General features: G+C 72.3%; 18 protein-coding genes. 6 read left to right on the plus strand and 12 right to left on the minus strand.

Annotated features, from left to right (window positions below):
• Nucleotides 1-68 precede the first annotated feature (68 nt).
• Both ACFRCG_RS19805 and ACFRCG_RS19810 read right to left on the minus strand, forming a co-directional pair.
• The gene (locus tag ACFRCG_RS19805; RefSeq protein ID WP_380033148.1) at nt 69-536 is read right to left on the minus strand and encodes an ATP-binding protein; all 468 of its coding nucleotides are present in this window, start codon (nt 534-536) and stop codon (nt 69-71) included.
• A gap of 79 nt (nt 537-615) precedes the next feature.
• On the minus strand, nt 616-957 hold the full coding sequence (locus ACFRCG_RS19810) for an STAS domain-containing protein (protein WP_078976516.1): 342 nt from the start codon (nt 955-957) through the stop codon (nt 616-618).
• Nucleotides 958-1,083: 126 nt separating this feature from the next.
• Between ACFRCG_RS19810 and ACFRCG_RS19815 the strand changes: the two genes are divergently transcribed.
• Nucleotides 1,084-3,441 carry a DEAD/DEAH box helicase gene (locus ACFRCG_RS19815; protein WP_380033150.1) on the plus strand — a complete coding sequence of 786 codons (2,358 nt, stop codon included), beginning with the start codon at nt 1,084-1,086 and terminating at the stop codon, nt 3,439-3,441.
• 304 nt (nt 3,442-3,745) lie between these two features.
• Here the strand turns inward: ACFRCG_RS19815 and ACFRCG_RS19820 are convergent, their stop codons facing one another.
• From ACFRCG_RS19820 to ssd, 7 genes are all read right to left on the minus strand, one after another.
• Entirely contained in the window at nt 3,746-4,255 is a 510-nt protein-coding gene (locus ACFRCG_RS19820; protein WP_380033152.1) for an Rv3654c family TadE-like protein, read from the minus strand.
• Entirely contained in the window at nt 4,252-4,587 is a 336-nt protein-coding gene (locus ACFRCG_RS19825) for a TadE family type IV pilus minor pilin (RefSeq protein WP_380033154.1), read from the minus strand. The genes ACFRCG_RS19820 and ACFRCG_RS19825 overlap by 4 nt, the downstream gene beginning before the upstream one ends.
• A gap of 40 nt (nt 4,588-4,627) precedes the next feature.
• The gene (locus tag ACFRCG_RS19830) at nt 4,628-4,825 is read right to left on the minus strand and encodes a DUF4244 domain-containing protein (RefSeq protein ID WP_380033156.1); all 198 of its coding nucleotides are present in this window, start codon (nt 4,823-4,825) and stop codon (nt 4,628-4,630) included.
• Between the two features lie 83 nt (nt 4,826-4,908).
• Complete coding sequence (locus tag ACFRCG_RS19835; protein ID WP_380033158.1) at nt 4,909-5,619, minus strand: type II secretion system F family protein; 711 nt, start codon at nt 5,617-5,619, stop codon at nt 4,909-4,911.
• On the minus strand, nt 5,616-6,245 hold the full coding sequence (locus ACFRCG_RS19840) for a type II secretion system F family protein (protein WP_380033160.1): 630 nt from the start codon (nt 6,243-6,245) through the stop codon (nt 5,616-5,618). The genes ACFRCG_RS19835 and ACFRCG_RS19840 overlap by 4 nt, the downstream gene beginning before the upstream one ends.
• A gap of 583 nt (nt 6,246-6,828) precedes the next feature.
• Entirely contained in the window at nt 6,829-8,202 is a 1,374-nt protein-coding gene (locus ACFRCG_RS19845) for a TadA family conjugal transfer-associated ATPase (RefSeq protein WP_380033162.1), read from the minus strand.
• Nucleotides 8,199-9,290, minus strand: coding sequence for a septum site-determining protein Ssd (ssd, locus tag ACFRCG_RS19850; protein ID WP_380033164.1), 1,092 nt, complete (start codon nt 9,288-9,290; stop codon nt 8,199-8,201). Before ssd ends, ACFRCG_RS19845 begins: the two co-directional genes overlap by 4 nt.
• 586 nt (nt 9,291-9,876) lie before the next feature.
• Between ssd and ACFRCG_RS19855 the strand changes: the two genes are divergently transcribed.
• Nucleotides 9,877-10,683, plus strand: a complete 807-nt coding sequence (locus ACFRCG_RS19855) for an HAD family hydrolase (RefSeq protein ID WP_380033166.1) — start codon at nt 9,877-9,879, stop codon at nt 10,681-10,683.
• A gap of 465 nt (nt 10,684-11,148) precedes the next feature.
• On the opposite strand, the gene ACFRCG_RS19860 is transcribed toward ACFRCG_RS19855, so the two are convergent.
• Complete coding sequence (locus tag ACFRCG_RS19860) at nt 11,149-11,955, minus strand: oxidoreductase (RefSeq protein ID WP_126639193.1); 807 nt, start codon at nt 11,953-11,955, stop codon at nt 11,149-11,151.
• Nucleotides 11,956-12,143: 188 nt separating this feature from the next.
• Between ACFRCG_RS19860 and ACFRCG_RS19865 the strand changes: the two genes are divergently transcribed.
• Nucleotides 12,144-13,124 (plus strand): ATP-binding protein, encoded by a 981-nt coding sequence (locus ACFRCG_RS19865; RefSeq protein ID WP_380033168.1) that lies wholly within the window; start codon nt 12,144-12,146, stop codon nt 13,122-13,124.
• Nucleotides 13,125-13,195: 71 nt separating this feature from the next.
• Here ACFRCG_RS19865 and acs read toward each other — a convergent pair whose 3' ends face one another.
• Complete coding sequence (gene acs / locus ACFRCG_RS19870; RefSeq protein ID WP_380033170.1) at nt 13,196-15,181, minus strand: acetate--CoA ligase; 1,986 nt, start codon at nt 15,179-15,181, stop codon at nt 13,196-13,198.
• A gap of 145 nt (nt 15,182-15,326) precedes the next feature.
• Nucleotides 15,327-17,675 carry a SulP family inorganic anion transporter gene (locus tag ACFRCG_RS19875; RefSeq protein ID WP_380033172.1) on the minus strand — a complete coding sequence of 783 codons (2,349 nt, stop codon included), beginning with the start codon at nt 17,673-17,675 and terminating at the stop codon, nt 15,327-15,329.
• A 259-nt stretch (nt 17,676-17,934) separates the two neighbouring features.
• Here ACFRCG_RS19875 and ACFRCG_RS19880 point away from each other — a divergent pair, with 259 nt between their 5' ends.
• From ACFRCG_RS19880 to nhaA, 3 genes are all read left to right on the plus strand, one after another.
• Complete coding sequence (locus ACFRCG_RS19880) at nt 17,935-19,023, plus strand: sulfite exporter TauE/SafE family protein (RefSeq protein ID WP_380033174.1); 1,089 nt, start codon at nt 17,935-17,937, stop codon at nt 19,021-19,023.
• Nucleotides 19,024-19,230: 207 nt separating this feature from the next.
• Complete coding sequence (locus tag ACFRCG_RS19885) at nt 19,231-20,565, plus strand: hypothetical protein (RefSeq protein ID WP_380033176.1); 1,335 nt, start codon at nt 19,231-19,233, stop codon at nt 20,563-20,565.
• A gap of 287 nt (nt 20,566-20,852) precedes the next feature.
• Nucleotides 20,853-22,169, plus strand: coding sequence for a Na+/H+ antiporter NhaA (gene nhaA, locus ACFRCG_RS19890; protein ID WP_380033178.1), 1,317 nt, complete (start codon nt 20,853-20,855; stop codon nt 22,167-22,169).
• Nucleotides 22,170-22,172 lie beyond the last annotated feature (3 nt).

Below are 22,172 nucleotides of genomic sequence, written 5' to 3' on the forward strand. Positions count from 1 at the left end.
GTCCCGGAGGCGATGCGGTGGAGCGAAGTGGCGTGGTGAGGCGGGGCGGGGCCGGACGGCGCCCCGGGTCAGCCCACGGTCTCGGCGGACTTGGCGCCGGAGGGCCACGACATGCGGATCACGCCGCCCTCGGCGCCGGCCCGCACGTCGAGATCGTCGACGAGGCCGAGGATCACGGCCAGGCCCATCTCGTTCTCGATCACATCGAGGCCGGAGCCGTTCGCGGCCAGGTCGGGCACCAGCCCGGCCCCCTCCGCGACGCCCGCCTCGGTCAACGCCGGCTGCGGTACGCCGTCGTTGACCTCGATACAGAAGCGGCCGTCACCGTCGTCCAGGGTGACCGTGACCGGGCGGTCGTCGTCCGCCCGGCTCCGGTGCATCCCGACGGCTCGGGAACACGCCTCGCCGACGGCGAGGCGCACCTCGTCGAGCACCGTCTCAGCAACCCCCGCTCGCCGCGCCACGGCGGCGGCGACGAGCCGCGCCGTGCGGACGTGTTCGGGCAGCGCGCTGAAGCGCAGCTCGACGATGGCCATGGTTCGTTCCCCCAGCCGTGCGTGCACCCGCCCGGATCCGCGCGGGTGCGATGTGCGTCCGGTCAGGACGTACGGTCGGTCAGTCGGACGCCTCGATGGCCGTGGCCACCGACGGATGAATCGGGAAGACCTTGGTCAGGCCGGTGATGCGGAAGATCTTCAGGATGCGCTCCTGAGTGCACACCAGCTGCAGCGACCCTTCGTGGGCACGCACCCGCTTCAGGCCGCCCACCAGCACACCGAGCCCGGTCGAGTCCAGGAAGTCGACTGCTTCCATGTCGACGATCAGGTGGAACTGGCCTTCGTTGACGAGTTCCACCAGTTGCTCGCGCAGCTTGGGTGCGGTGTATACATCGATCTCGCCGCCCACCTCGACGATCGTACGACCGCCCTCGGTTCGGGTCGACAGGGACAAGTCCACGGATCCTCCAGCACCTTGCTCTTGAGCGGTCGCCCCCCATGGATCGGCAGCCGCCAAGGCATTCAACCACTTATGGGCACTAGGGGACGATGAATCCCGCGACATTGGATGTAACACTGGTGCCCGATGCAGCCCAGTACACGCCCCCCGGAAGGTCTTCTCGGCCGCCTTATGGCGGGTCGGGATCGACCCGAACGAGTGACGCACGTCCGGCGCATACCCGCTCGCGAAGGCGTCACCTCGGCCTGGCCCGACTGGGTTCGGCCGGAGGTGGGCGACGCGTTTCGCGGCGCGGGTATCGAACTGCCGTGGGAACATCAGGCCCGCGCCGCCTCTGTTGCGGCATCGGGCCGCTCGGTCGTGATCGCCACCGGCACCGCCTCGGGCAAGTCCCTCGCCTATCTGTTGCCGGTTCTCACGACCCTGGTCGAGGGCGCGGGCGCGCCCAGCGGGCGCGGTGCGACCGCACTCTACCTCTCTCCGACGAAGGCGCTGGCCTCGGATCAGGCGCGCGCCGTCGAGGAGTTGCGCGCCGCGTACCCCGCGCTCGGGTGTGTCCGCACCGCCACGTACGACGGTGACACCCCGGTGGAGATCCGCCAGTGGGTGCGCGCGCACGCGTCGTACGTCCTGACGAATCCCGATATGGTGCACCGCGCGCTGTTGCCCGGGCACCGCTCGTGGGGCGCCTTCCTGCGCACGCTGCGCTACGTGGTGATCGACGAATGCCACACCTATCGCGGTGTTTTCGGCTCGCATGTGGCCCAATTGATCCGTCGTCTGCGTCGGGTGTGTCGCCGGTACGGATCGGACCCGGTGTTCATCCTGGCGTCGGCCACGGTGTCCGATCCGGCCGTCGCGGCCGAGCGGTTGATCGGCGCGCCGGTGGTCGCGGTGACCGAGGACGGCTCGCCGCACGGCGAACTGGTGTTCGCCCTGTGGGAGCCGCCGCTGACCGGCCACGAGGGTGAACACGGCGCGCCCGTAAGGCGTACCGCGACCGCCGAGACCGCCGATCTGCTCACCGACCTGGTGCTCGACGGGGTGCGCACGGTGGCGTTCGTGCGCTCGCGGCGCGGCGCGGAGGTGGTCCGGGTGATCGCCCGGGACCACCTGGCCCGGGTGGACGAGGGGTTGGCCGACCGGGTGGCCACCTATCGCGCGGGCTACCTGCCCCAGGAGCGGCGGGCGATCGAGCGGGCGCTGCACGACGGCAGCCTGCTGGGGGTGGCCGCGACCACCGCGCTCGAATTGGGCGTGGACATCTCCGGGCTGGACGCGGTGCTGATCGCGGGCTATCCCGGCACCCGGGCCTCGCTGTGGCAGCAGGCCGGGCGCGCGGGAAGGGCCGGGCGGGAGGCGCTGGCGGTGCTGGTGGCGCGGGACGATCCGCTGGACACGTTCCTGGTGCACCATCCCGAGGCGCTGTTCGATCGGCCGGTCGAGGCGACGGTGCTCGATCCGGACAACCCGTACGTGCTGGCCCCGCACCTGTGCGCGGCCGCGGCCGAGTTCGCGCTGACCGACGAGGACCTGGAGCTGTTCGGGCCGGTGGCCGCCGAGTTGTTGCCGGGTCTGGAACGGCGTGGGCTGCTGCGCAGGCGGTCCACCGGCTGGTACTGGACCAGCCGGGAGCGGGCCACCGACCTGACCGACATCCGCGGCGCGGGCGGGCCGGCGGTGCGGGTGGTGGAGCAGGACACGGGCCGCATCCTGGGCACGGTCGACGCGCCCGCCGCGCACTCGGCGGTGCACCCCGGCGCGGTGCACCTGCACCAGGGCGACACCTACCTGGTCCGCGAGCTCGACCTCGGCGAGGGTGTGGCGCTGGTGCGGCCGGCGAATCCGGACTGGACCACCAGCGCGCGCGAGGTCACCGAGATCCGGATCCTGGAGACGACGCGCAGCCGGGAGTGGGGCGCGGCCCGCCTGCACTTCGGCTCGGTCGAGGTCACCGGCCGGGTGGTCTCCTTCCAGCGCAAGCGGATCGTCACCGGCGAGGTGCTGGGCGAGCACAAGCTGGACCTGCCCGAGCGCAGCCTGCGCACGCGCGCCGTGTGGTGGACGGTGACGCCCGAACAGGTCGCCGAGGCGGGCATCGACCCGACCGACCTGCCCGGCGCCGCACACGCCGCCGAGCACGCCTCGATCGGCCTGCTGCCGCTGTTCGCCACCTGCGACCGCTGGGACATCGGCGGGGTCTCCACGTCACTGCACCCGGACACCCGCCTGCCGACCGTCTTCGTCTACGACGGCCACCCCGGCGGCGCCGGCTTCGCGGAACGCGCCTACGTCACCGCCGACACCTGGCTCACCGCGACGAGGGAGGCCATCGCCTCCTGCGAATGCGACCACGGCTGCCCCAGCTGCATCCAGTCACCCAAATGCGGCAACGGCAACCAGCCGTTGAACAAGCCGGCCTCAATCGCCCTACTGGACGCGCTCCTACGGGAGGCGAAGGGGGCGGGCAACCCGAAGGGGTAGCAAAAGCCGGAAGGCAGGAGCACGGGACGATCCAGGCAGTTCGGGCGGGGGCGGCCCGGGGTGCCCCAGGGGTGCGGGACACACCGGCCGGGCAACACGCACCGGCAGGTCGGGCAGGGCCAGGCGGGTGAGGTGCCGGGCAGGGCCGGTCGGCTGAGTGGGTGGGTGGGCGCGCCGGGCAGGACTGGCCGGGCCGAGCGATCACGCCGGGCGGACAGGGGTGGACGGGTCGGACGAACAGGCGAGCCGGTTGGGGCCGGGCGGGCGTCGGCCTGGCCAGGCGGGTGGGCGGGGTCGGGCAGGGTCAGGCGGGTGGGGCGGGCAGGCCGACCGGCCGGGCGGGGTCGGTTTGTGCCATGTGGGGTCCGGCACGGTTGGGCCGGCCCCGGGGTGCCTGGGTGGGTGGGGGCTTTTGGGTGGGTGGGTGATGGTCAGGGGCCGCTTGGGGATCCGGTGGGGGTGGTGTGGGGGTGGCCGGCCCCGCTCGGGCGGTGGCTTGGGCTGTGCCGATTCGGGTGGGGGCCGATACGCGGACCTCGGCGAAGCCGTTGGTGAGCCGGCAGCTCGTCAGGTCCGTGTGCTGGGCTCGGGCCACTCGGCGAGCCAGGGCGCAGGCCTCGTCGGGGCCGGTCCCGGCGACGGATCGGGCCGCGGCGGCCAGCGCGGCCAGGTCGGCGGCGGCACCGGCCCGGTGTCGGGCCGCGACCGCTCCGGCGAACGCGAAGACGAACGCCGCCGCGCACATCGGGACCAGCGCGAACGCAAGCACCCACAGGGTGGCCGAGCCCTCCTGGCCCGACCGGCCTCCGCTCACGGCGGCGCCTCCGCCTCGACGGCCGCCACCGCCGTATGTTCCACGTGGAACGTGACCCCGGCCCAGGCCGCACCCGGCACACCGACCTCGGCGGTCACCCGGAAGCGCACCAGGCCGTCCCCACCGGACACCCCCGTCCGCGCACCGGCCGGCCCGGCGGCCGCGGCCCGCGCCACCGCGACCTCGGTCGGCTCGCCCCGCGCCAGCGCCCGCGCCCCGGCCTGCGCCGCGTCCACACAGCGGATCTGCGCGGTGGCGGCCCCGATCCCGGCCGTCAGCACGGCGGTCAACACCACCAGGACCGGCAACACCACGGCGGTCTCCGCGGTCACGAATCCGTCCGCCCCGCGAAGCCCCCGCCCCGCACGAGCCTCAGAACGAGACATCGAGTGCCTTGGTGATCACCCGGGCGAGCGCCGCGGCGACTCCCGGACTGGTCACGATCTTGAACAACACCGCGCCGAACGCCACCGCGGCGACCGTGCCGACCGCGTATTCCGCGGTGGTCATCCCGGTGTCGACGCGCAGCCACGACCACACCCGACGTGTGCTCGGAATCGACATGCGCATGAGTCCCCCCTCATCGATACGGATCCACATGAAACCTGCATGAAACGCCCATAAAAATGTGCACTTCGGATACATCCGCCGACTCACCCCGCCCGCAACAGCGACGTGCCCAGTCCGATCACGATCGGGACCACCCCGACCAGCAGGAAGGCGGGCAGAAAGCACAATCCGAGTGGAACGGTGGCGCGCACCCCCACCCGGCGCGCGGCCGAGGTCGCGGCCCGGCGCTGCTCGGCCCGTTGCTCGTCGGCCATCCCGGCCACCAGGACCGCCGCCGGCACACCACCGGTCGCCGCCCGGGCCAACACCCGCCCCAGCGGCGCGAGCACGGGATCGTCGGTCAGCCCCAACCAGCACCGCCCGGGGTCGCCGCCGAGCCGCAACGAGGCCACGATCGGCCGGAGGCGGCCCGCCAGCGGCCCGCCGACCGCGTGCGCGACCGCCTCGGCCGCGTCCGCCGGTGTGCTGCCCGCCACCAGGCACGCCGCGAACAGGTCGGCCGCGGGCGGCAGATCGGCCCGCAGCCGATCCCGCAGGGCCCGTCCGGATCGCGACTCCAGGCCGGTCAGCCGCCGATCCAGGACGACCGCCACCACGAGCCCGCCCACACCCCCGAGCCAGCCGCCGAACAGCATGAACACCGCCACCCCGCCGAGCCCGGCCGCGGCCCGCCGACCGCGCGCCGGATCCCACCCCCGCGCCGGCGGCCGACGGAACTCCGGGCCCCGCCCGCGCACCGCGCCCGCCGCGCCGGCCGCCGCCGCGACGACCGCCACCAGCACCGCCGCGCTCATCCGGGCACCGGACCGGCTCGGGCCACCAGACGATCGGTCCACTCCAGACCGACCACCACCAGGGTCAGCCCCGCGCACAGGCACCCGATCCCGACCGGCGTACGCAACAGCACCTCCACCGGCCGCGCCCCCAGGGCGCCGCCCAGGAACAGGCCGAACACCGGCAGCCCGGCCAGGACCTGCGCGGTCGAGCGGGCCCCGGCGAGTTCGGCGATCACCTCCTCGTGCGCGTCCTCCTCGGCCCGCAGACCCGCCGCGATCCGCTGCAGGGCCGGTGCGAAACCGGCGCCTCGCCCGGTCGCGATCCGCCAGCAGGCGGCGATCCGACGCAGCCCGGCCGCCCCGGGCACGGCCGCCGCGCGATCCAGCGCGTCCGGCACGTCGCCACCCACCCGGGCGGTTCCGATCGCCTCGCCCACCACCGCCAGGATCGGCCCGTCCACGGCATGTGCCGCAGCGGCCAACGCCTGCGCCGGCGTGTGCCCGGCCCGCGACTCCCCCGCCAGCGCCGCACACAGCCGCACCACGCCGGAACGCACCGCCCCGGCATCCCGGTCGCGCCGGGCCCGATCCCGCCGCCGCCGCACCACCCAGGCCCCCGGCAAAGCCACCAGCACAGGCACCACCGACCCCAACCCCAAAGCCGCCAAGCCCCCCGCGGCCATCACCGCCGCAACCACCCGATGCCGCCCAACGACCCCCACCCAAGCCGCCCACCGTCCACCCGACCCGCCGCCCGAAACCCCCAACACCCCAGGCAACCGCCCAGGCCCCACCCGAGCCATCGACCACCACACCAACCCCCCAACCCCAACCGCCCCCACCACCACCAAAATCACCCACCCCACCCCCACTCAACGCCCGCCCCACCCCCGCACCCACGCACACCACCCCAACCAACCCACCCGCTCGACGCCCAACGCCCCCAACACCGAACCACCCACCCCAAACCGTCAAAAACCACGCCACCCCCACCCCCACCCGTCCGGCCCTTCGAAAACACCCACCGCAGGCGCCCCGAAGCCACCATCCGGACCGACGCACGCAACCAAATTCCAGCCCGCCCAGCGCTCAACGACACCCACCGCAAGCCCCCGAAAACCGCCACCCGAACCAGCGAACACAACCCCCTCCAGCCCGTCCGGCGCTTGAGGACACCCGAGTCGGGCCGACCCACCACCCCGAGGCCACCGCCCCCCGCGGCCGCCGTCACCCGCGCCACCACCCGGCCAGCAGCGCGGCCAATCTGCCGTGGCCCGGTCCCGGACGGCAGCCACCGGCGCGTTCGAAGCTCACCGCCGGGACCGGTCGCACCCAGCCCGCCGTGTCCCGTTCCAGGACATGGACCTCGGCCGCCCGCCGCAACCCATCGCGCTCGCGCACCACATGCACGACCAGATCGAGCGCCGCCGCCACCTGGCTGTGCACCGCGTCCCGGCCGAGCCCGGCCAGCGCCCCCAACGCCTCCAACCGCGCAGGCACATCGGCCGCCGAGTTCGCGTGCACCGTGCCGCAGCCGCCCTCGTGCCCGGTGTTCAGGGCCGCGAGCAGCTCCACCACCTCGGCCCCCCGCACCTCGCCGACCACGAGCCGGTCCGGCCGCATCCGCAGGGCCTGGCGGACCAGATCGCGCAGGGTCACCTCGCCCGCGCCCTCGACGTTGGCCGGCCGCGACTCCAGCCGCACCACATGTGGGTGACGCGGCGTCAGTTCGGCCGAGTCCTCGGCGAGCAGCAGCCGTTCGGCCGGGTGCGCACACCCCAGCAGCGCCCCGAGCAGCGTGGTCTTGCCCGAACCGGTGCCGCCCGAGACCAGGAACGCGGCCCGCGCCGAGACCACCGCACACAGCAGTTCGGCCGCGGCGGGCGACAAGGACCCGGCCCGCACCAGGTCGGCCACCCCGAGCGAGGTACGCCGAGGAACCCGCAACGACAGGCACGTCCCCCGCACCGCCACCGGCCGCAACACCGCGTGCAGCCGCACACCGTCGGCGAGCGTGGCGTCCACATACGGCGAGGCGTCGTCCAACCGCCGCCCGACCCCGCTCGCCAACCGCTGGGCCAACCGCCGCACCGCGGCGTCGTCGGCGAAGGTCACCGCCGTACGCTGCGGGCCCGCACCCCGATCGATCCACACCTCGTCGGGCGCGTTGACCAGCACATCGGTCACCTCGGGATCGCGCAGCAGCACGTCCAACGGCCCGGCCCCGGCGATCTCCGACCGCAGCGCCCGAACCAGGTCCGGCAGCGCCGCCTCGCCGAGCACCCGCCCCTCGGCCCGCAGGGCCGCGGCCACCGCCGCGGGCGTCGGCTCGTGCCCACCGGCGGCCAACCGCGCCCGCACCGCCTCGACCAACTCCGGATCCGGCGCCGGAGCGATCACCGGACCGGCCGCCGCGACCGGCACCGCGACGGGTCGCGGCGGCGGCGGCGCGGAGAAGACCCCGGTACCCCCGACCGGCGGCGCCGGCACCGGCCAAGGCGGCGGCTGCGGCACCCGGCCCGGCCGCACGCCCCTCGGCGGCATCGGCGGCGCGCCCGGCGGCGGAAACGGCGGCATCGGCGGCACCTCGCGCGCGCTCACGCCGCCTCCCGCGCCACGCCGGCCGGATTGCCCGCGAGGTAGTCCCGACAGAACCGGGCCAACGGCCCACGCGTGCGCAGCCCCGGCGGATCACCCCGCTCGGTGGCCGCCGCCAACCCCGCCTCCGGCCGCAACTCCCCCGCGAGTGGCAGCCCCAGACCCCGCGCGACCGCCTCGGAGGTCAGCCCCGACGAACTCGGCTGCCGCACCACCGCCCGCAGATCGCGCACCATCGAGCCCACCCGGCCCGCCACCTGCGCCGCCGCGGCCAACGCCCGCACCTCGGCCGGCACCACCAACAGCCCCGTGTCGCACAGTCGCAGCGCCTCCGCCGCCCCCGGGTCGGTATGCCGGGGCACGTCGAGCACCGCCACGTCGTGCCGTCTGCGCACCGCCCGCACCACCGAGCGGACCGTCTCCGGCGGGATCGCGGGCGGCCTGTCCCGGTCCCAGGACAACACCGTCAACCCGTGCAGGTGCGGCAGCGCGTCGGAGAGCGCGCCCCCGTCGATCCGCCCGCGCGCGCTCGCCAGGTCGGACCAGCGCAGCCCGCTCTCGTCCTCGCCGCCGAGCAGCACGTCGAGGCCGCCGCCCAGCGGGTCCACGTCCACCAGCGCGGTGGCCAGTCCGGTCCGCACCGCCGCCACCCCGAGCGCACAGGCCAGCGTGCTGGCCCCACTGCCGCCGCACCCACCCAGCACCGCGATGGTGTGCGCGTCGGGCCCGGTGCCCTCGGCGACATCGCCCAATCGATCCACGATCCAGTGCTCGGCGTCGGGCAGGAACACCACGTGATCCGCGCCGACGTCCATCGCCCGCCGCCACACGTCGCCGTCGTCCAGGTCGTCGCCGATGAGCACCACGTCCTCACGGCGCGGCAGCCCGCACCGGGCCAACCCACGCGTCACGTCGTCGCCGACGATCACCAGCGGCGCCCCCGGCCAGGCGGCCCGCGCCGCGCCCGCGTCCGGTTGCACCTCCGGCTCGATCCCGGCCACCGCGCACAGCCGCAGGAGTTCGTCGAGCAGGGCCGGATCGCCGGTCACCAGGAGCGGACGAGCCGGCCGAGGTGGGGAAAGCGCTGCCACGGAACCTCCAGGGGTCGGGGAGGTCCGGCCGCACCGGCCCTCCCGGGAACTGACCCCAACCGTCGCGGCGATCGCGCGCTCCGCCGAGCGGGTGGTTCCCACCTGTGGACAAGCCCGCGACTGTGGATTACGGATTCACTCGCGTGAGGGACACCCGAGCCATTCCGACACCACCCCCGGCCCAGGCCCCGACCACAAGCTCCGCGCCCCCACCCACCCCACGGCACGACCCCGGCCCCGACTCCGAAATCCCCACCCGATTCCGCACAACGACGCGCCACGCCGAACAACCGCCGACAATCACGGGAGAACCGACCCGCATCGGGGATTACCACCCCGGCGACCACCCGAACACAACCCCGCGCCACCCACATCGGGACGCGAAAAAGCCCCCCGGACAAGCGACGACCCCCGCCGGGGGGGAGAGCGGGGGTCGTCTCCGCGGCCGACTCGGGGGGGGGAGGAGTCGGACCGGGTTAGCACGGTCGCGAACGATCCGTGACTTCCAGGATGTACCCGAGGGGGTTCTCTAGCAAACCCACGACGCGGAGTTTACGCCGAATGGCTGCCCTTATCCTCGTGAACTGTGGAAACCCAGGCGCCGAAGCGGACAGCAGCCTTCTTCGACCTCGACAAGACCATCATCGCCAGGTCCAGTGCGCTGGCGTTCAGTAGATCCTTCTACCACGGCGGACTCATCAATCGCCGCTCCGTCCTCAAGAGCGCCTACGCCCAGTTCGTCTTCCTCGTCGGCGGCGCGGATCACGACCAGATGGAGCGCATGCGCGAATACCTGTCCGCGCTGTGTCGCGGCTGGGACGTGCAGCAGGTGCGCGAGATCGTCGCGGAGACCCTGCACGACATGATCGACCCGATCATCTACGACGAGGCCGCGTCGCTGATCGAGGAACACCACGCGGCCGGCCGCGACGTGGTCATCGTCAGCTCCTCCGGGGCCGAAGTGGTCGAGCCCATCGGCGACATGCTGGGCGCGGACCGCGTGGTGGCCACCCGGATGGTGGTCGAGGAGGGCCGCTACTCCGGCGAGATCGACTTCTACGCGTACGGGCCCAACAAGGCCGCGGCGGTCAAGGAGTTGGCCCGCACCGAGGGCTACGACCTCACCTCCTGCTACGCGTACAGCGATTCGATCACCGACCTGCCGATGCTCCTGGAGGTCGGCCACCCCTACGCGGTCAACCCGGATCGCGGCCTGCGTCGCGAGGCGACCGCCCGCGGGTGGCCCGTACTGGTCTTCAGCCGCCCCGTGGCGCTGCGCCAGCGGGTGCCCAGCCTCTCGGTACCCTCGCGCCCCGTGCTCGCCGCGACCGCGATCGGCGCGGGCGCCACCGCGGCAGGCTTCGTCTGGTACCTCGCCAGGAAGCGCCGCTGACCGCAAGGCGAGGCGCGCCGTCGGCGCCCGACGATCATCGACAGCGGAGCAAATCCGACAAAGGCCGAAAGTAAAGATCTTGGGTCAGGGGTTCCCCTCCTCTCGGCAACCCACTAGAAAAGGGACCAACGGCCCGTACGGCCCCCGCTCACCCGGGTGGCCGGGACGGATCGAGCACGACCGCCGGGAACCCACGTGCGACCGACCCTCGTAGGGGCCGAACGCGTCGGACAACCTGCATGTTCTTCCCCCCGTGGATGCGCATGCCGGGGCCGATCGTCATAACGGGTACACGCCTGATACCTCGGCGGGAGTGACAAAGCGGCGGCGTCCTCACGGGCGCCGCCGTCTCGTACGTCCGGACCCGAAACACCCCGCGGCAAGCCACACGAGCCGGGAGCCGGGCCGCGCCCACCGAGCCGCCCTCACCCCGAGCCGCACCGGCCGAAGCGACCCCGCCGGGCGTCAGATCCCGCGCATCACCGCTTCGCACACCGCGACGCTCTCGCGCGCACCCAACGTCATCGCCTCCGCGCAGTGCCGGATCCAGGTCGCCACACCCTCGGCCGTACCGCTCTCGTACGCCCGCAGCGCCTCCGCGTAGGCATCCACGCCCAGTTCCAGGTGGCCGACCTCCGGCACCGCCGCGCCCTTCGGGTCCAGGCCCCGGGTGATCAGCACGATCCGCTGCGCGGCGCGGGCGATCAGCCCATTGCCCCAGCCGAACGGGGCCAGGCTCAGGATCTCCCCATGGGTGACCGCGGCGACCACGATCGCGGGCGCGGCGGACGGCGCGAGCAGCAGCCGGGACAACCCGTCGAGGCGGGCCGCCACCTCGTCCGCCGGAAGTTGCCCGGCCGAGGACTCGTCGTCCCGACGCGGCCGGCCCAGCGCCTCGGCGGGTACCGCGTCGGCGGCGGCGACCACGTGCAGGCGGGCCAGCACCTGGAGCGGACTGTGCCCCCAGGTGCCGAGGAGCGTGCCGATCTCGGCGGACAGCCGCAACGCACCCGCGACCACCGCACCGCCGTCGTCGAGCGAGGACGAGTAGTCGGTCCGCCGGCGAATCTCCTCCAGCGACCAGTCGACGCCCTCCAGGGCGGCACTGGCCCGCGCGCCCCGGAGCGCGGATTCGGCGCTGATGTCCATGCTGCGGCGGCGCATCGTGCGGTGTCCGAGCAGCCGGTCCACCGCCGTGCGGGTGTCCTCGACGGACTCCGGCACGCCGGGCAGAAGCGCGAGGGCGGCGAGGGGATCGGTTGCGGTGCTCACCCGAGCGACCCTACGCCGGGCCGGGAACGGCCCGCGACACGGGCCCGCGCCGAGCCCGGCCGCGCCCGCATGCGGCCGACGGCCCCCCGGCCGGCACTTCGACTACTTTCCGACTTGACGTGATCACGGTCCGCAACGGATGATCCTATCGAAAACGATTGTCAAACTCATATATCAAGGGAGGGGCCGTGAAAATCGCCTTCGTCGGCAAGGGCGGCAGCGGCAAGACCACGCTCTCGTCGTTGTTCATCCGGCATCTGGTGGCCGCCGGCCGTCCGGTGGTCGCCGTGGACGCGGACATCAACCAGCACCTCGGTGCCGCGCTCGGCCTCGACGAGCAGGCCGCGGCGGCGATGCCCGCCATGGGCGCCCGCCTGCCCACGATCAAGGACTGGTTGCGCGGCGACAATCCGCGAATCGGCTCGACCGAGCAGATGGTCAAGACCACCCCGCCGGGCCGGGGTTCGCGGCTGATCCGACTCACCGAGGACAACCCGATCCACGCGGCGTGCGCGCGCGAGGTGCCCGGCCTGCCCGGACTGCGGCTGATGGCGACGGGGCCGTTCGCCGAGTCCGATCTCGGCGTCGCGTGCTACCACTCGAAGGTCGGCGCGGTGGAGCTGTACCTCAACCACCTCGTCGACGGCGCGGGCGAATATCTGGTGGTCGACATGACCGCCGGCTCGGACTCGTTCGCCTCCGGGCTGTTCACCCGGTTCGACCTGACCTTCCTGGTCGCCGAGCCGACCCGCAAGGGTGTCGGCGTCTACCGGCAATACCGCGACTACGCCCGCGACTGGGGCGTCGCGCTCGCGGTGGTCGGCAACAAGGTCCAGGGCCCCGACGACGTCGAGTTCCTGCGCGAGCACGTCGGCGACGACCTGCTCACCTGGACCGTGCAGTCCGACTACGTACGGGCCCTGGAGAAGGGCCACTCCCCCGACTTCGCCGACCTGGAACCGGCCAACCGGGCCGCGCTGGACGAGTTGGTGCACGCCGCCGACGCCGGATTCGAGCACCGCGACTGGGCGCGATACACCGCGCAGATGGTCGAGTTCCACCTGCGCAACGCACACGGCTGGGCCAACGCGAAGACCGGCGTCGACCTGGCCGAGCAGGTCGACTCGGCGTTCGTACTCGGCCCGCAGGCGATCTCCGCACCGGTCTGAAGCACCGACCCCGACGACGCGGGGCGGCCCGCCCACCAACGACGGACCGCCCCGCGTCCACTCCGTCCCGCTCAGTCCTCCGTCGGGGCCGACGGCAGCTGCGACGAGATCAGGTCCATCACCGACGAGTCGGTCAGCGTGGTGACGTCGCCGAGCGTGCGGTTCTCCGCCACGTCGCGCAGCAGGCGGCGCATGATCTTGCCGGAGCGGGTCTTGGGCAGCTCCGCCACCGGCAGGATCCGCTTGGGCTTGGCGATCGGGCCGAGCACCTTGCCGACGTGCTCGCGCAGTTCGGCGACCAGTTCGGCCGACTCCGAGGCACTGCCGCGCAGGATCACGAACGCCACGATCGCCTGACCGGTGGTCGCGTCGGCCGCGCCGACCACCGCCGACTCGGCGACCTTGGGGTGCGACACCAGGGCCGACTCGACCTCGGTGGTGGAGATGTTGTGGCCCGACACGAGCATCACGTCGTCGACCCGGCCGAGCAGCCAGATGTCGCCGTCGTCGTCCTTCTTCGCACCGTCGCCGGCGAAGTACAGGTCCTCGAAGCGCGACCAGTAGGTGTCCTTGAACCGCTGGTCGTCACCCCAGATGGTGCGCAGCATCGACGGCCACGGCCGGTCCAGGACCAGGTAGCCGCCACCACCGTTGCCGACCTCGGTCGCGGTGTCGTCGACGACCTTGGCCGAGATGCCCGGCAGCGCGCGCTGCGCGGAGCCCGGCTTGGTGGAGGTCACGCCCGGCAGCGGGCTGATCATGATCGCGCCGGTCTCGGTCTGCCACCAGGTGTCCACGATCGGGGTCTTGCCGGCGCCGATGTGCTCGCGGTACCAGATCCACGCCTCGGGGTTGATCGGCTCGCCGACGCTGCCCAGGATGCGCAGCGAGGACAGGTCGAACTTGGCGGGGATGTCGTCGCCCCACTTCATGCAGGTGCGGATCGCGGTGGGCGCGGTGTACAGGATGGTGACCCCGTACTTCGCCACGATCTCCCACCAGCGGCCCTGGTGCGGGGTGTCGGGCGTGCCCTCGTACATGACCTGGGTGGCGCCGTTGGAGAGCGGGCCGTAGGTGATGTAGGAGTGCCCGGTGACCCAGCCGATGTCGGCGGTGCACCAGTACACGTCGGTCTCGGGCTTGAGGTCGAAGACCGCGTGGTGTGTGTAGCTCGCCTGGGTCAGGTAGCCGCCGGAGGTGTGCAGGATGCCCTTGGGCTTACCGGTGGTGCCCGACGTGTACAGGATGAACAGCGGGTGCTCGGCGTCGAACGGCTGCGGCTCGTGCTCCTCCGACTGCGCGTCGACCAGGTCGTGCCACCAGATGTCGCGGCCCTCGGTCCACGCGACGTCGCCGCCGGTGCGCCGCACGACCAGCACGTTGCGCACGTCCGGGCAGGACGTCAGCGCCTCGTCGATGGCGGGCTTGAGCGCCGACGGCTTGCCGCGCCGGTAGCCGCCGTCGGCGGTGATCACGACCCGCGCGTCGTTGTCGGTGACACGTGACGAGACCGCGTCCGCGGAGAAGCCGCCGAAGACCACCGAGTGCGGGGCGCCGATGCGCGCGCACGCGAGCATCGAGATCACCGCCTCCGGGATCATCGGCAGGTAGATCGCCACCCGGTCGCCCGCCTCGACGCCCAGCGAGGTCAGCGCGTTGGCCGCCTTGGAGACCTCGCGCTTGAGGTCGGCGTAGGTGAGCGTGCGGGTGTCGCCCGGCTCGCCCTCGAAGTGGATCGCGACCCGGTCGCCGTGGCCCGCCTCGACGTGCCGGTCGACGCAGTTGTAGGCCACGTTCAGCTTGCCGTCGGCGAACCACTTCGCGAACGGGGGCGTCGACCAGTCCAGCGTCTCCTGCGGCTCGACCGCCCAGTCGAGCCGCCGGGCCTGCTCGGCCCAGAAGCCGAGCCGATCGGCCTCCGCCCGTTCGTACGCGTCGGCCTTGACGTTGGCGTCGGCCGCGAGCTCGGGCGGAGGTGCGAAGCGGCGCTCCTCGCGCAGCAGGTTCGACAGTGCCTCGCCGGCCTTGTCTCCCGTGTTCCGGTCTGCGTTGCTCACGCGTACTCCTCCGTGCGGCTGCGGTCTCTTCTCTGCCGTAGCTCATCAGGGACCGGCCCGAGCCGGCAAGAGGAGCGCGGAGATTGGTTTAGACCACTTCGATGCACAGCGGGCATCGTGGCCGACCGCGCGAGGTGCGGGCCGGCTATCCGGGATTGAGCGCCGGAAAAGTGTGATCTTCGGCGCTCGTCGGGACGACCTGCGCGAGTGCTCCGGACTCCGCCCGTTCCGCGTCCACCGGACCGAAGTCGCCGCGCACCGCGTCGTAGAGGTACATCCGCGCGGACGCGAGGTCGAAGTAGAGCCCGAACAACCGCAGTCGGCCCGTCGCCACCGCCTGCGCGACCACCGTGTGGTCGCGCAGGTTGTCCAGTTGCTGGACCACGTTGGTCAGGCACAACTGCTCCACCGGCGACACGGTATGACCGGTCACGGTCGGCGCGGGCTCGGCCGTGAAACGGGCCAGCGACGCGTCGCCGTGGCGCAGCCAGCGGTCCAGGTGCGGCGTGGCACCGGGACCCGATCCGGCGTCGGGCACCGTGCCGACCTTGTCGAGCAGCGCCTTCATCGCCCCGCACCCGGAGTGCCCGCACACGGTGATGCTGCGCACCCCGAGCACCGACACCGCGTACTCGATCGCCGCGCCCACCGACGCGTCGCCCGTGCCCGGCTCGACCCGGGCGGTGTCGCCGGGCGGCACCAGGTTGCCGACGTTGCGCACGGTGAACAGGTCGCCGGGACCGCTCGCGGTGATCAGGTTCGGCACGATCCGCGAGTCGGCGCAGGTGATGAACAGCTGCGCGGGCTTTTGTCCCTCCAGCGCGAGGCGTTCCAGGAACGGCTGGACCAGGGGCGCGGTGCGCCGGCGGAACTCGCGGGCACCGGCCACCAGGGCCTGGGACGCGGTGCCGTCCTCGCGCGGACACGCGCGCTGCCAGTGCCACCACGGCGCGAACCAGCGCGGTGACGGGGTCAGTCGGGACCGCCGAGGCCCCGGGGTGCCGCCGGCTGCCCGCTCGTAACAACCGTCGTGGATCTCCTCGATGTCCACCCGACCCCCACGCGCGAGGTAGCCGGCGCGCCACGAGTGCACGGTCTCGAACGCGGCCTGGTCGAGGTAGTCCACCGTCATGTCCACCACCACGTGCTCCCCGGGCGGCAGCTTGGCGAGCACGCGCGACAGTCGCGGCACCGACAGGAAGGTGAGCGAGCCGTGCACCTCCACGTGCAGCACCCCGTCGCCGGGGTAGACCCGCACGGTGCTGCGGCTGAGCCGGTACAGCGCGGTGCACACCGCGGCCACCACGCCCAGCAGCACACCCTGAAGCACCCCGGCCAGGATCACCCCCGCGATCGTCGCGGCGTACGCCGGGAATTCGCGGTGGCGGTGTACGTGCCGGATGTGCGCGAGGCTGACCATCTGGAGGCCGACCGCCATCACCAGCGCGGCCAGCACCGCGAGCGGGATGCGCTCGACGAGCGCGCCGAGCAGGGCCACGAACAGCATCACCCACACCCCGTGCAGGATCGTCGCGGCCCGGCTGACCGCGCCGGCCCGCACGTTGGTCACCGAGCGGATCGCCACACCGGTGACCGGGTAGCCGCCGATCGCGCCGGAGACCACGTTGCCCACGCCCTGGCCGATCAGTTCGCGATCGAGTCGGGCGCGCGGCCCGTCGTGCAGCCGGTCGACCGCCGCGGCCGAGAGCAGCGATTCCATCCCGGAGACCAGGGCCACGCTGACCACGCCGACCACGATCGCGCCCCACGCGCCCGACGCGGGCGGCACCGGGGTGGTGAACACGATCGAGGACAGGTCCACCCGCGCCACGTCCAGGTGCAGCACGCTCGCGCACGCGGTGGCCAGGGAGACCGCGACCAGCGGCGCCGGCACCCGCCGCAACGCCGCGCCGCGACCGGGCAGTCGGCCGAGCAGCGGCCAACCGAGCAGCAGGGCCAGGGTGATCACCCCGACGGCGACCGCGGGGGTGTGCAGGTCGGCGATCTGACGGGGCAGTTCGCGCAGGTTCTCCGAGGCCGACCGTTGCGGCGCGCCGCCCAGGACCACGTGCAGTTGGGCCAGCGCGATCACCACGCCGATGCCGGCCACGACGCCGTGTACGACGGCCGGCGACAGGGCGAGGGTGGCCCGGGCCACCCTGGCCACGCCGAGCAGGATCTGCAGCAGGCCGGCGCCGACGGTGACCAGGCAGGTCACCCGCCAGCCGTGGTTCTGTACGAGACCGGCCACGATCACCGTCAGGCCCGCGGTGGGGCCGCTCACCTGGAGCGGCGCGCCGCCGAGCAGGCCGACCACGATGCCGCCGACCACGGCCGAGATGATGCCGGCGCCGAGCGGGGCGCCGGCCGCGAGCGCGATGCCGAGGGAGAGCGGCACGGCGACCAGGAAAACCACCAGTGATGCGCCGAGATCGGCCCGCGCGGACGCGACCCTGGAAACCGGCGCGGGCGTGGTGGCATGGGCAACGGGCATGTCCGTGTCCTCCGGGGTCAGTCATGTCAGTCATGTCATGGCGGGCATGGCTGCCGCAGGGGTGGCGGCGCGCGAGTCGAAAGCAGAGCGTCCGGGCCGGATAGGCCAACATCACTCTAAGTGTTTATCTCGTGACAGTAAGGCTATCCTTTTCGAAACGTAAAATGTTCACCCATATGGGTGAAACAGATGTTTCGCACCAAGCACCTTCCGCACTGTGTGTGATGGCCCGTAATCTCCCCGGAGTGGGGGTGGTGCCGTGCAGGTGCTCACGCTGTTCGCGACCGGGCTCGGCGCGGGGTTCGCCGCGGGCGGCGCGTCCTGTGCGGCGGTCCAGGGCGGCCTTCTGGTCGGCGCGGTCCGCCCATGCGGGCCGACCGCGGCCACCGGGGCCTCCGATCATGCCGATCCCGCCGATCCCGCCGATCCCGCCGATCGCACGGGATCCGCCAAAACCGCCGAATCCGTCGAGGCCGCCCGGACCGCCGACTGCGCCGCGTCCCCCGTGCGCCGCCCGCTCCCCCGCGCGCTGGCCGCCTTCCTGGGCGCGAAGCTCGTCGCCCACGCCGTCCTGGGCGCGCTGCTCGGCCTGCTCGGCGGCGCCGTCCAACCGGCGCCGAGCACCCGGGCGGTCCTGATGCTCCTCGCCGCCGCGTTGATGGTGCTGTTCGGATTGGCCATGCTCGGCGTGCCCGGCGTGGGTCGGCTGTTGCCGCGCGGCGCGGCCCCCGGCGCCGGGCGCGGCCCGCTGCTCCTGGGCGGGGCAACCGTGTTCGTCCCGTGCGGGGTGACGCTGGGCGCCGAACTGGTCGCCGTCACCTCGCAGAACGCGCTCGGCGGCGCCGCGGTGCTGACCGGCTTCGTACTCGGCACCATCCCGCTGTTCACCGTCCTGGGTCTGCTCGTCGGCGCGTCGGGGCGAGTGCTGCGCGGGCGATTGACCGCCGCCCTGGGTGTGTTGGTGCTCGTGGTGGCCGCGTGGACGGTCGGCTCGGGGCTGCGTCTGGCCGGCTGGTGGACCCCGGCGGCCCGCGGCGCGGTCGACCACGCGGCGGCGAGCACGGGCCCCGACGGTGTTCAGCGGGTCACCGTCCGCGTGGCGAACGAGGGTTACCACCCGGCCCGCGCGCTGGCCCGGGCCGGCGTACCCACCGTCCTGGTGTTGCGCACCGACCACACCACCGGCTGCACCCGGGGCTTCGTGCTGCCCGCGCGCGACCGGCAGCAGGTCCTGCCGGTGACCGGCGAGACCACGATCGACCTGGGCATACCCCGGCCCGGGACGGTCGATTGGACCTGTGCGATGGGCATGTACGGCGGGCGGATCGAGTTCCGCGCCGACCCGTGACCGGAGGGTGACGCCGGATCGCTTCCGGGGGCCGACGCCCCGTACGGTGATGTGTCCGCGCTCACGCGTCCCGGACGATCCGATGGATCCCGGCCCGGGTACGCGGGGAAGCGGACCGGGGACGCACGCAACCGGGTGGCCCCGGCGTGCGTATGTATCGATAGGGAATACAGCCCGGTCCGGCATGTCCATGGGAAGAGGTGAACTGTGCGAACTGTCCGCGGCGCTGCGGTGCTCGTCGTTGTCGCAGTCCTGGCCGCTATCGGTTTCGTGGTTTTCGCAAAGGACGGGAAAGATTCCGGTAACTCCTCTGCAAAGAACCCTGGCAGCGGAAATCCGAGCGATCCGGGTAAGGAATCGGACAAACCGAGGGGTCCGGTCAAACCGATCGGTGACGGCTCGACCGCCGACACCGGTCCCCAGCCGAACCAGCCCAAGGTGGAGAAGCTCAAGCCGGGGGAGAAACCGCCGCAGTTCGTCGTGTTCTCGTGGGATGGCGCGGCCGAGGACGGCAACAAGCTGGTTTCGCAATTCCTGAAGGTGTCCGAGGCGAACAAGGCCCAGATGACGTACTTCCTGAGCGGTATCTATACGCTCCCGAAGACGAAGAAGGCCATGTACACCGGGCCGAAGCACACCGCGGGTCAGTCGGACATCAACTTCATGTCCGACGAAACCGTGCGCAACACGATCATCCAGATGCGCGAGGTCTGGCTCAAGGGCAACGAAGTCGGTACACACTTCAACGGCCACTTCTGCAACAGCGCCACGAGCGGCAAGAGTTGGAGCCCGGCCGACTGGAAGAACGAAACCGAGCAGGCGGTGAAATTCGTCCAGAACTGGAAGACCAACACCGGCTACGCCGATCTTCCGCCGCTGCCGTTCGACTACGCACCGGGCAAGGAACTCATCGGTGGCCGCGCGCCGTGCCTGGAGGGCCAGCCGAACCTGATGCGGGCGGCCAAGGAGATGGGATTCCGCTACGACGCGAGTTCGCCCGGCGGTCTTCAGGTGTGGCCCAAGCGCGGCAAGGAGACGGGAATCTGGGACTTCCCGCTGCAGTCGCTGCCGTGGCCGGGTGACGCGAGCAAGTCGCAGCTCTCCATGGACTACAACATCATGTTCGAGCAGGAGCAGCGGCACGGTAAATACGACCCGTCCAAGAAGGACGCGTGGGAGAAAGAGGCCCACGAGTTCTACATGAACGGATTCCAGCGCGCCTATACCACCAACCGCGCTCCGCTGTTCATCGGGAATCACTTCGAGGACTGGAGCGGCGGCATTTACATGAACGCCGTCCGGGACACGGTGACCTCGGTCTGCACCAAGGCCGACGTGCGCTGCGTGACGTTCCGTCAGCTGACCGACTGGCTCGAGGGGCAGGACCCCGCGGTGATCGCCAAGCTCCAGGGACTGGGCGTGGGCCAGACTCCGGCCGACTGGAACGCGATCACCACCGCCGCGCAGGGCTCGAACAAGCCCGCCGCGAACCGGGCACTCTCTGTCGAGGAAAACGCGCTGCCGACGCGTCGACAGGACTGACCGACCGGCGACACACCGCTTCACAAGGGCCCCGTACCGAGCGCAACCTCGGTGCGGGGCCCTCGTGTCGACCCCTGCGGCGGGTCGTCATGCGCGCCGTGACCCGGATCGGTTCGGCGGAATCGAAAATCTTGTCGATACACTGACGGGGACCGGGTCCGGGCCGAACCGCTCCCGCGTCGTGGGTCTCCCCCGTCGGGAGACATGCCGGGAAGTCTGGTCGGCGCTGTTTTGTCGTTTTCGCAGGGCGGTATACGCCCGCGAGCCGCAGCCGACCTGGAGGTCCCGTGGGTGCCGAGTCCGCACCACGCAACAAGTTCTTTCGGCGTCCGTCCACGCTGGCCGAGCGGAATTTCATCGCCGACGCGCTGCGCACCGAAACGGTCGGCGGCGCGCTGTTGCTGATCGCGGCGGTGGTCGCGGTGGTCTGGGCGAACACCGCGTGGAGCGACGCCTACCAGAACCTGCGCGACTTCCGGTTCGGCCCCTCCGCGCTGCACCTCGACCTGTCGCTGAGCACCTGGGCCGCCGACGGGCTGCTCGCCATCTTCTTCTTCGTGGCCGGCATCGAACTCAAGCGCGAGTTGGTGGTCGGCGACCTGCGCAATCCGGCCCAGGCGATCCTGCCGGTGGTCGCCGCCGGATGCGGGATGCTCACCCCCGCGCTGTTCTACTTCGCGGTCAATGCCGGCGGCGGCTCGCCGGACGGCTGGGCCATCCCCACCGCGACCGACATCGCCTTCGCGCTGGCCGTACTCGCCGTGATCGGCACCAGCCTGCCGTCCGCGCTGCGCTCGTTCCTGCTCACCCTGGCCGTGGTGGACGACCTGGGCGCGATCTTGATCATCGCGATCTTCTTCACCGATTCGGTGAACTTCCTCGCCCTGGCCGGAGCGTTCGCGCTGCTCGTGGTCTTCTGGCTGCTCCAGCGCCGGCGGGTGCGCGGCTGGTGGTTCTACGTACCGCTCGCGCTGGTGATCTGGGCGCTGATGCACGAGAGCGGGGTGCACGCGACGGTCGCCGGCGTGGCGATGGGCCTGCTGATGCGGGTGGTTCCGGACCGGGACGAGCGCACCTCGCCGGCCGAGCACGTCGAGCACCTGGTCCGGCCCGTCTCCGCCGGTCTGGCGGTGCCGATCTTCGCGCTGCTGTCCGCGGGTGTCGCGGTCTCGGGGCCGGTGCTCGGCGACGTGTTCACCCACCGGCCCACGCTCGGCGTCCTGCTCGGCCTGATCGCGGGCAAGGTGGTCGGCATCTTCGTCGGCACCTGGCTGGTCGCCCGGTTCACCCGGGCCCAACTCAGCGACGACCTGGCCTGGCCCGACGTGTTCGGCATGTCCATGCTGGCCGGCATCGGCTTCACCGTGTCGCTGCTGATCAGCGAACTCGCCTTCACCGACGACCCGATGCTGACCGAACAGGCGAAGGCCGCGGTCCTGGTCGGCTCGGTGCTCTCCGCCGCGGCGGCCACGGTCGTACTGCGGATACGGAACAACACCTACGCCCGGCTGTGCGCCGAGGAGAACCGCGACGACGACGGCGACGGTATCCCCGACGTGTATCGAACGGACGCCGACGGGCTGCGCCGGGACAAGCTCGCGTAGTCC

Origin of the sequence: Embleya sp. NPDC056575, from assembly GCF_042793325.1 — a bacterium.
Lineage (GTDB): Bacteria > Actinomycetota > Actinomycetes > Streptomycetales > Streptomycetaceae > Embleya.

What these genes read in the sequence shown, in the direction of transcription:
- ACFRCG_RS19830 (WP_380033156.1), bottom strand. Translation starts at nt 4,825, where the DNA reads ATGCGCATGTCGATTCCGAGCACACGTCGGGTGTGGTCGTGGCTGCGC.
- ACFRCG_RS19875 (WP_380033172.1), bottom strand. Translation starts at nt 17,675, where the DNA reads ATGCCCGTTGCCCATGCCACCACGCCCGCGCCGGTTTCCAGGGTCGCG.
- ACFRCG_RS19805 (WP_380033148.1), bottom strand. Translation starts at nt 536, where the DNA reads ATGGCCATCGTCGAGCTGCGCTTCAGCGCGCTGCCCGAACACGTCCGC.
- ACFRCG_RS19815 (WP_380033150.1), top strand. Translation starts at nt 1,084, where the DNA reads ATGCAGCCCAGTACACGCCCCCCGGAAGGTCTTCTCGGCCGCCTTATG.
- ACFRCG_RS19835 (WP_380033158.1), bottom strand. Translation starts at nt 5,619, where the DNA reads ATGAGCGCGGCGGTGCTGGTGGCGGTCGTCGCGGCGGCGGCCGGCGCG.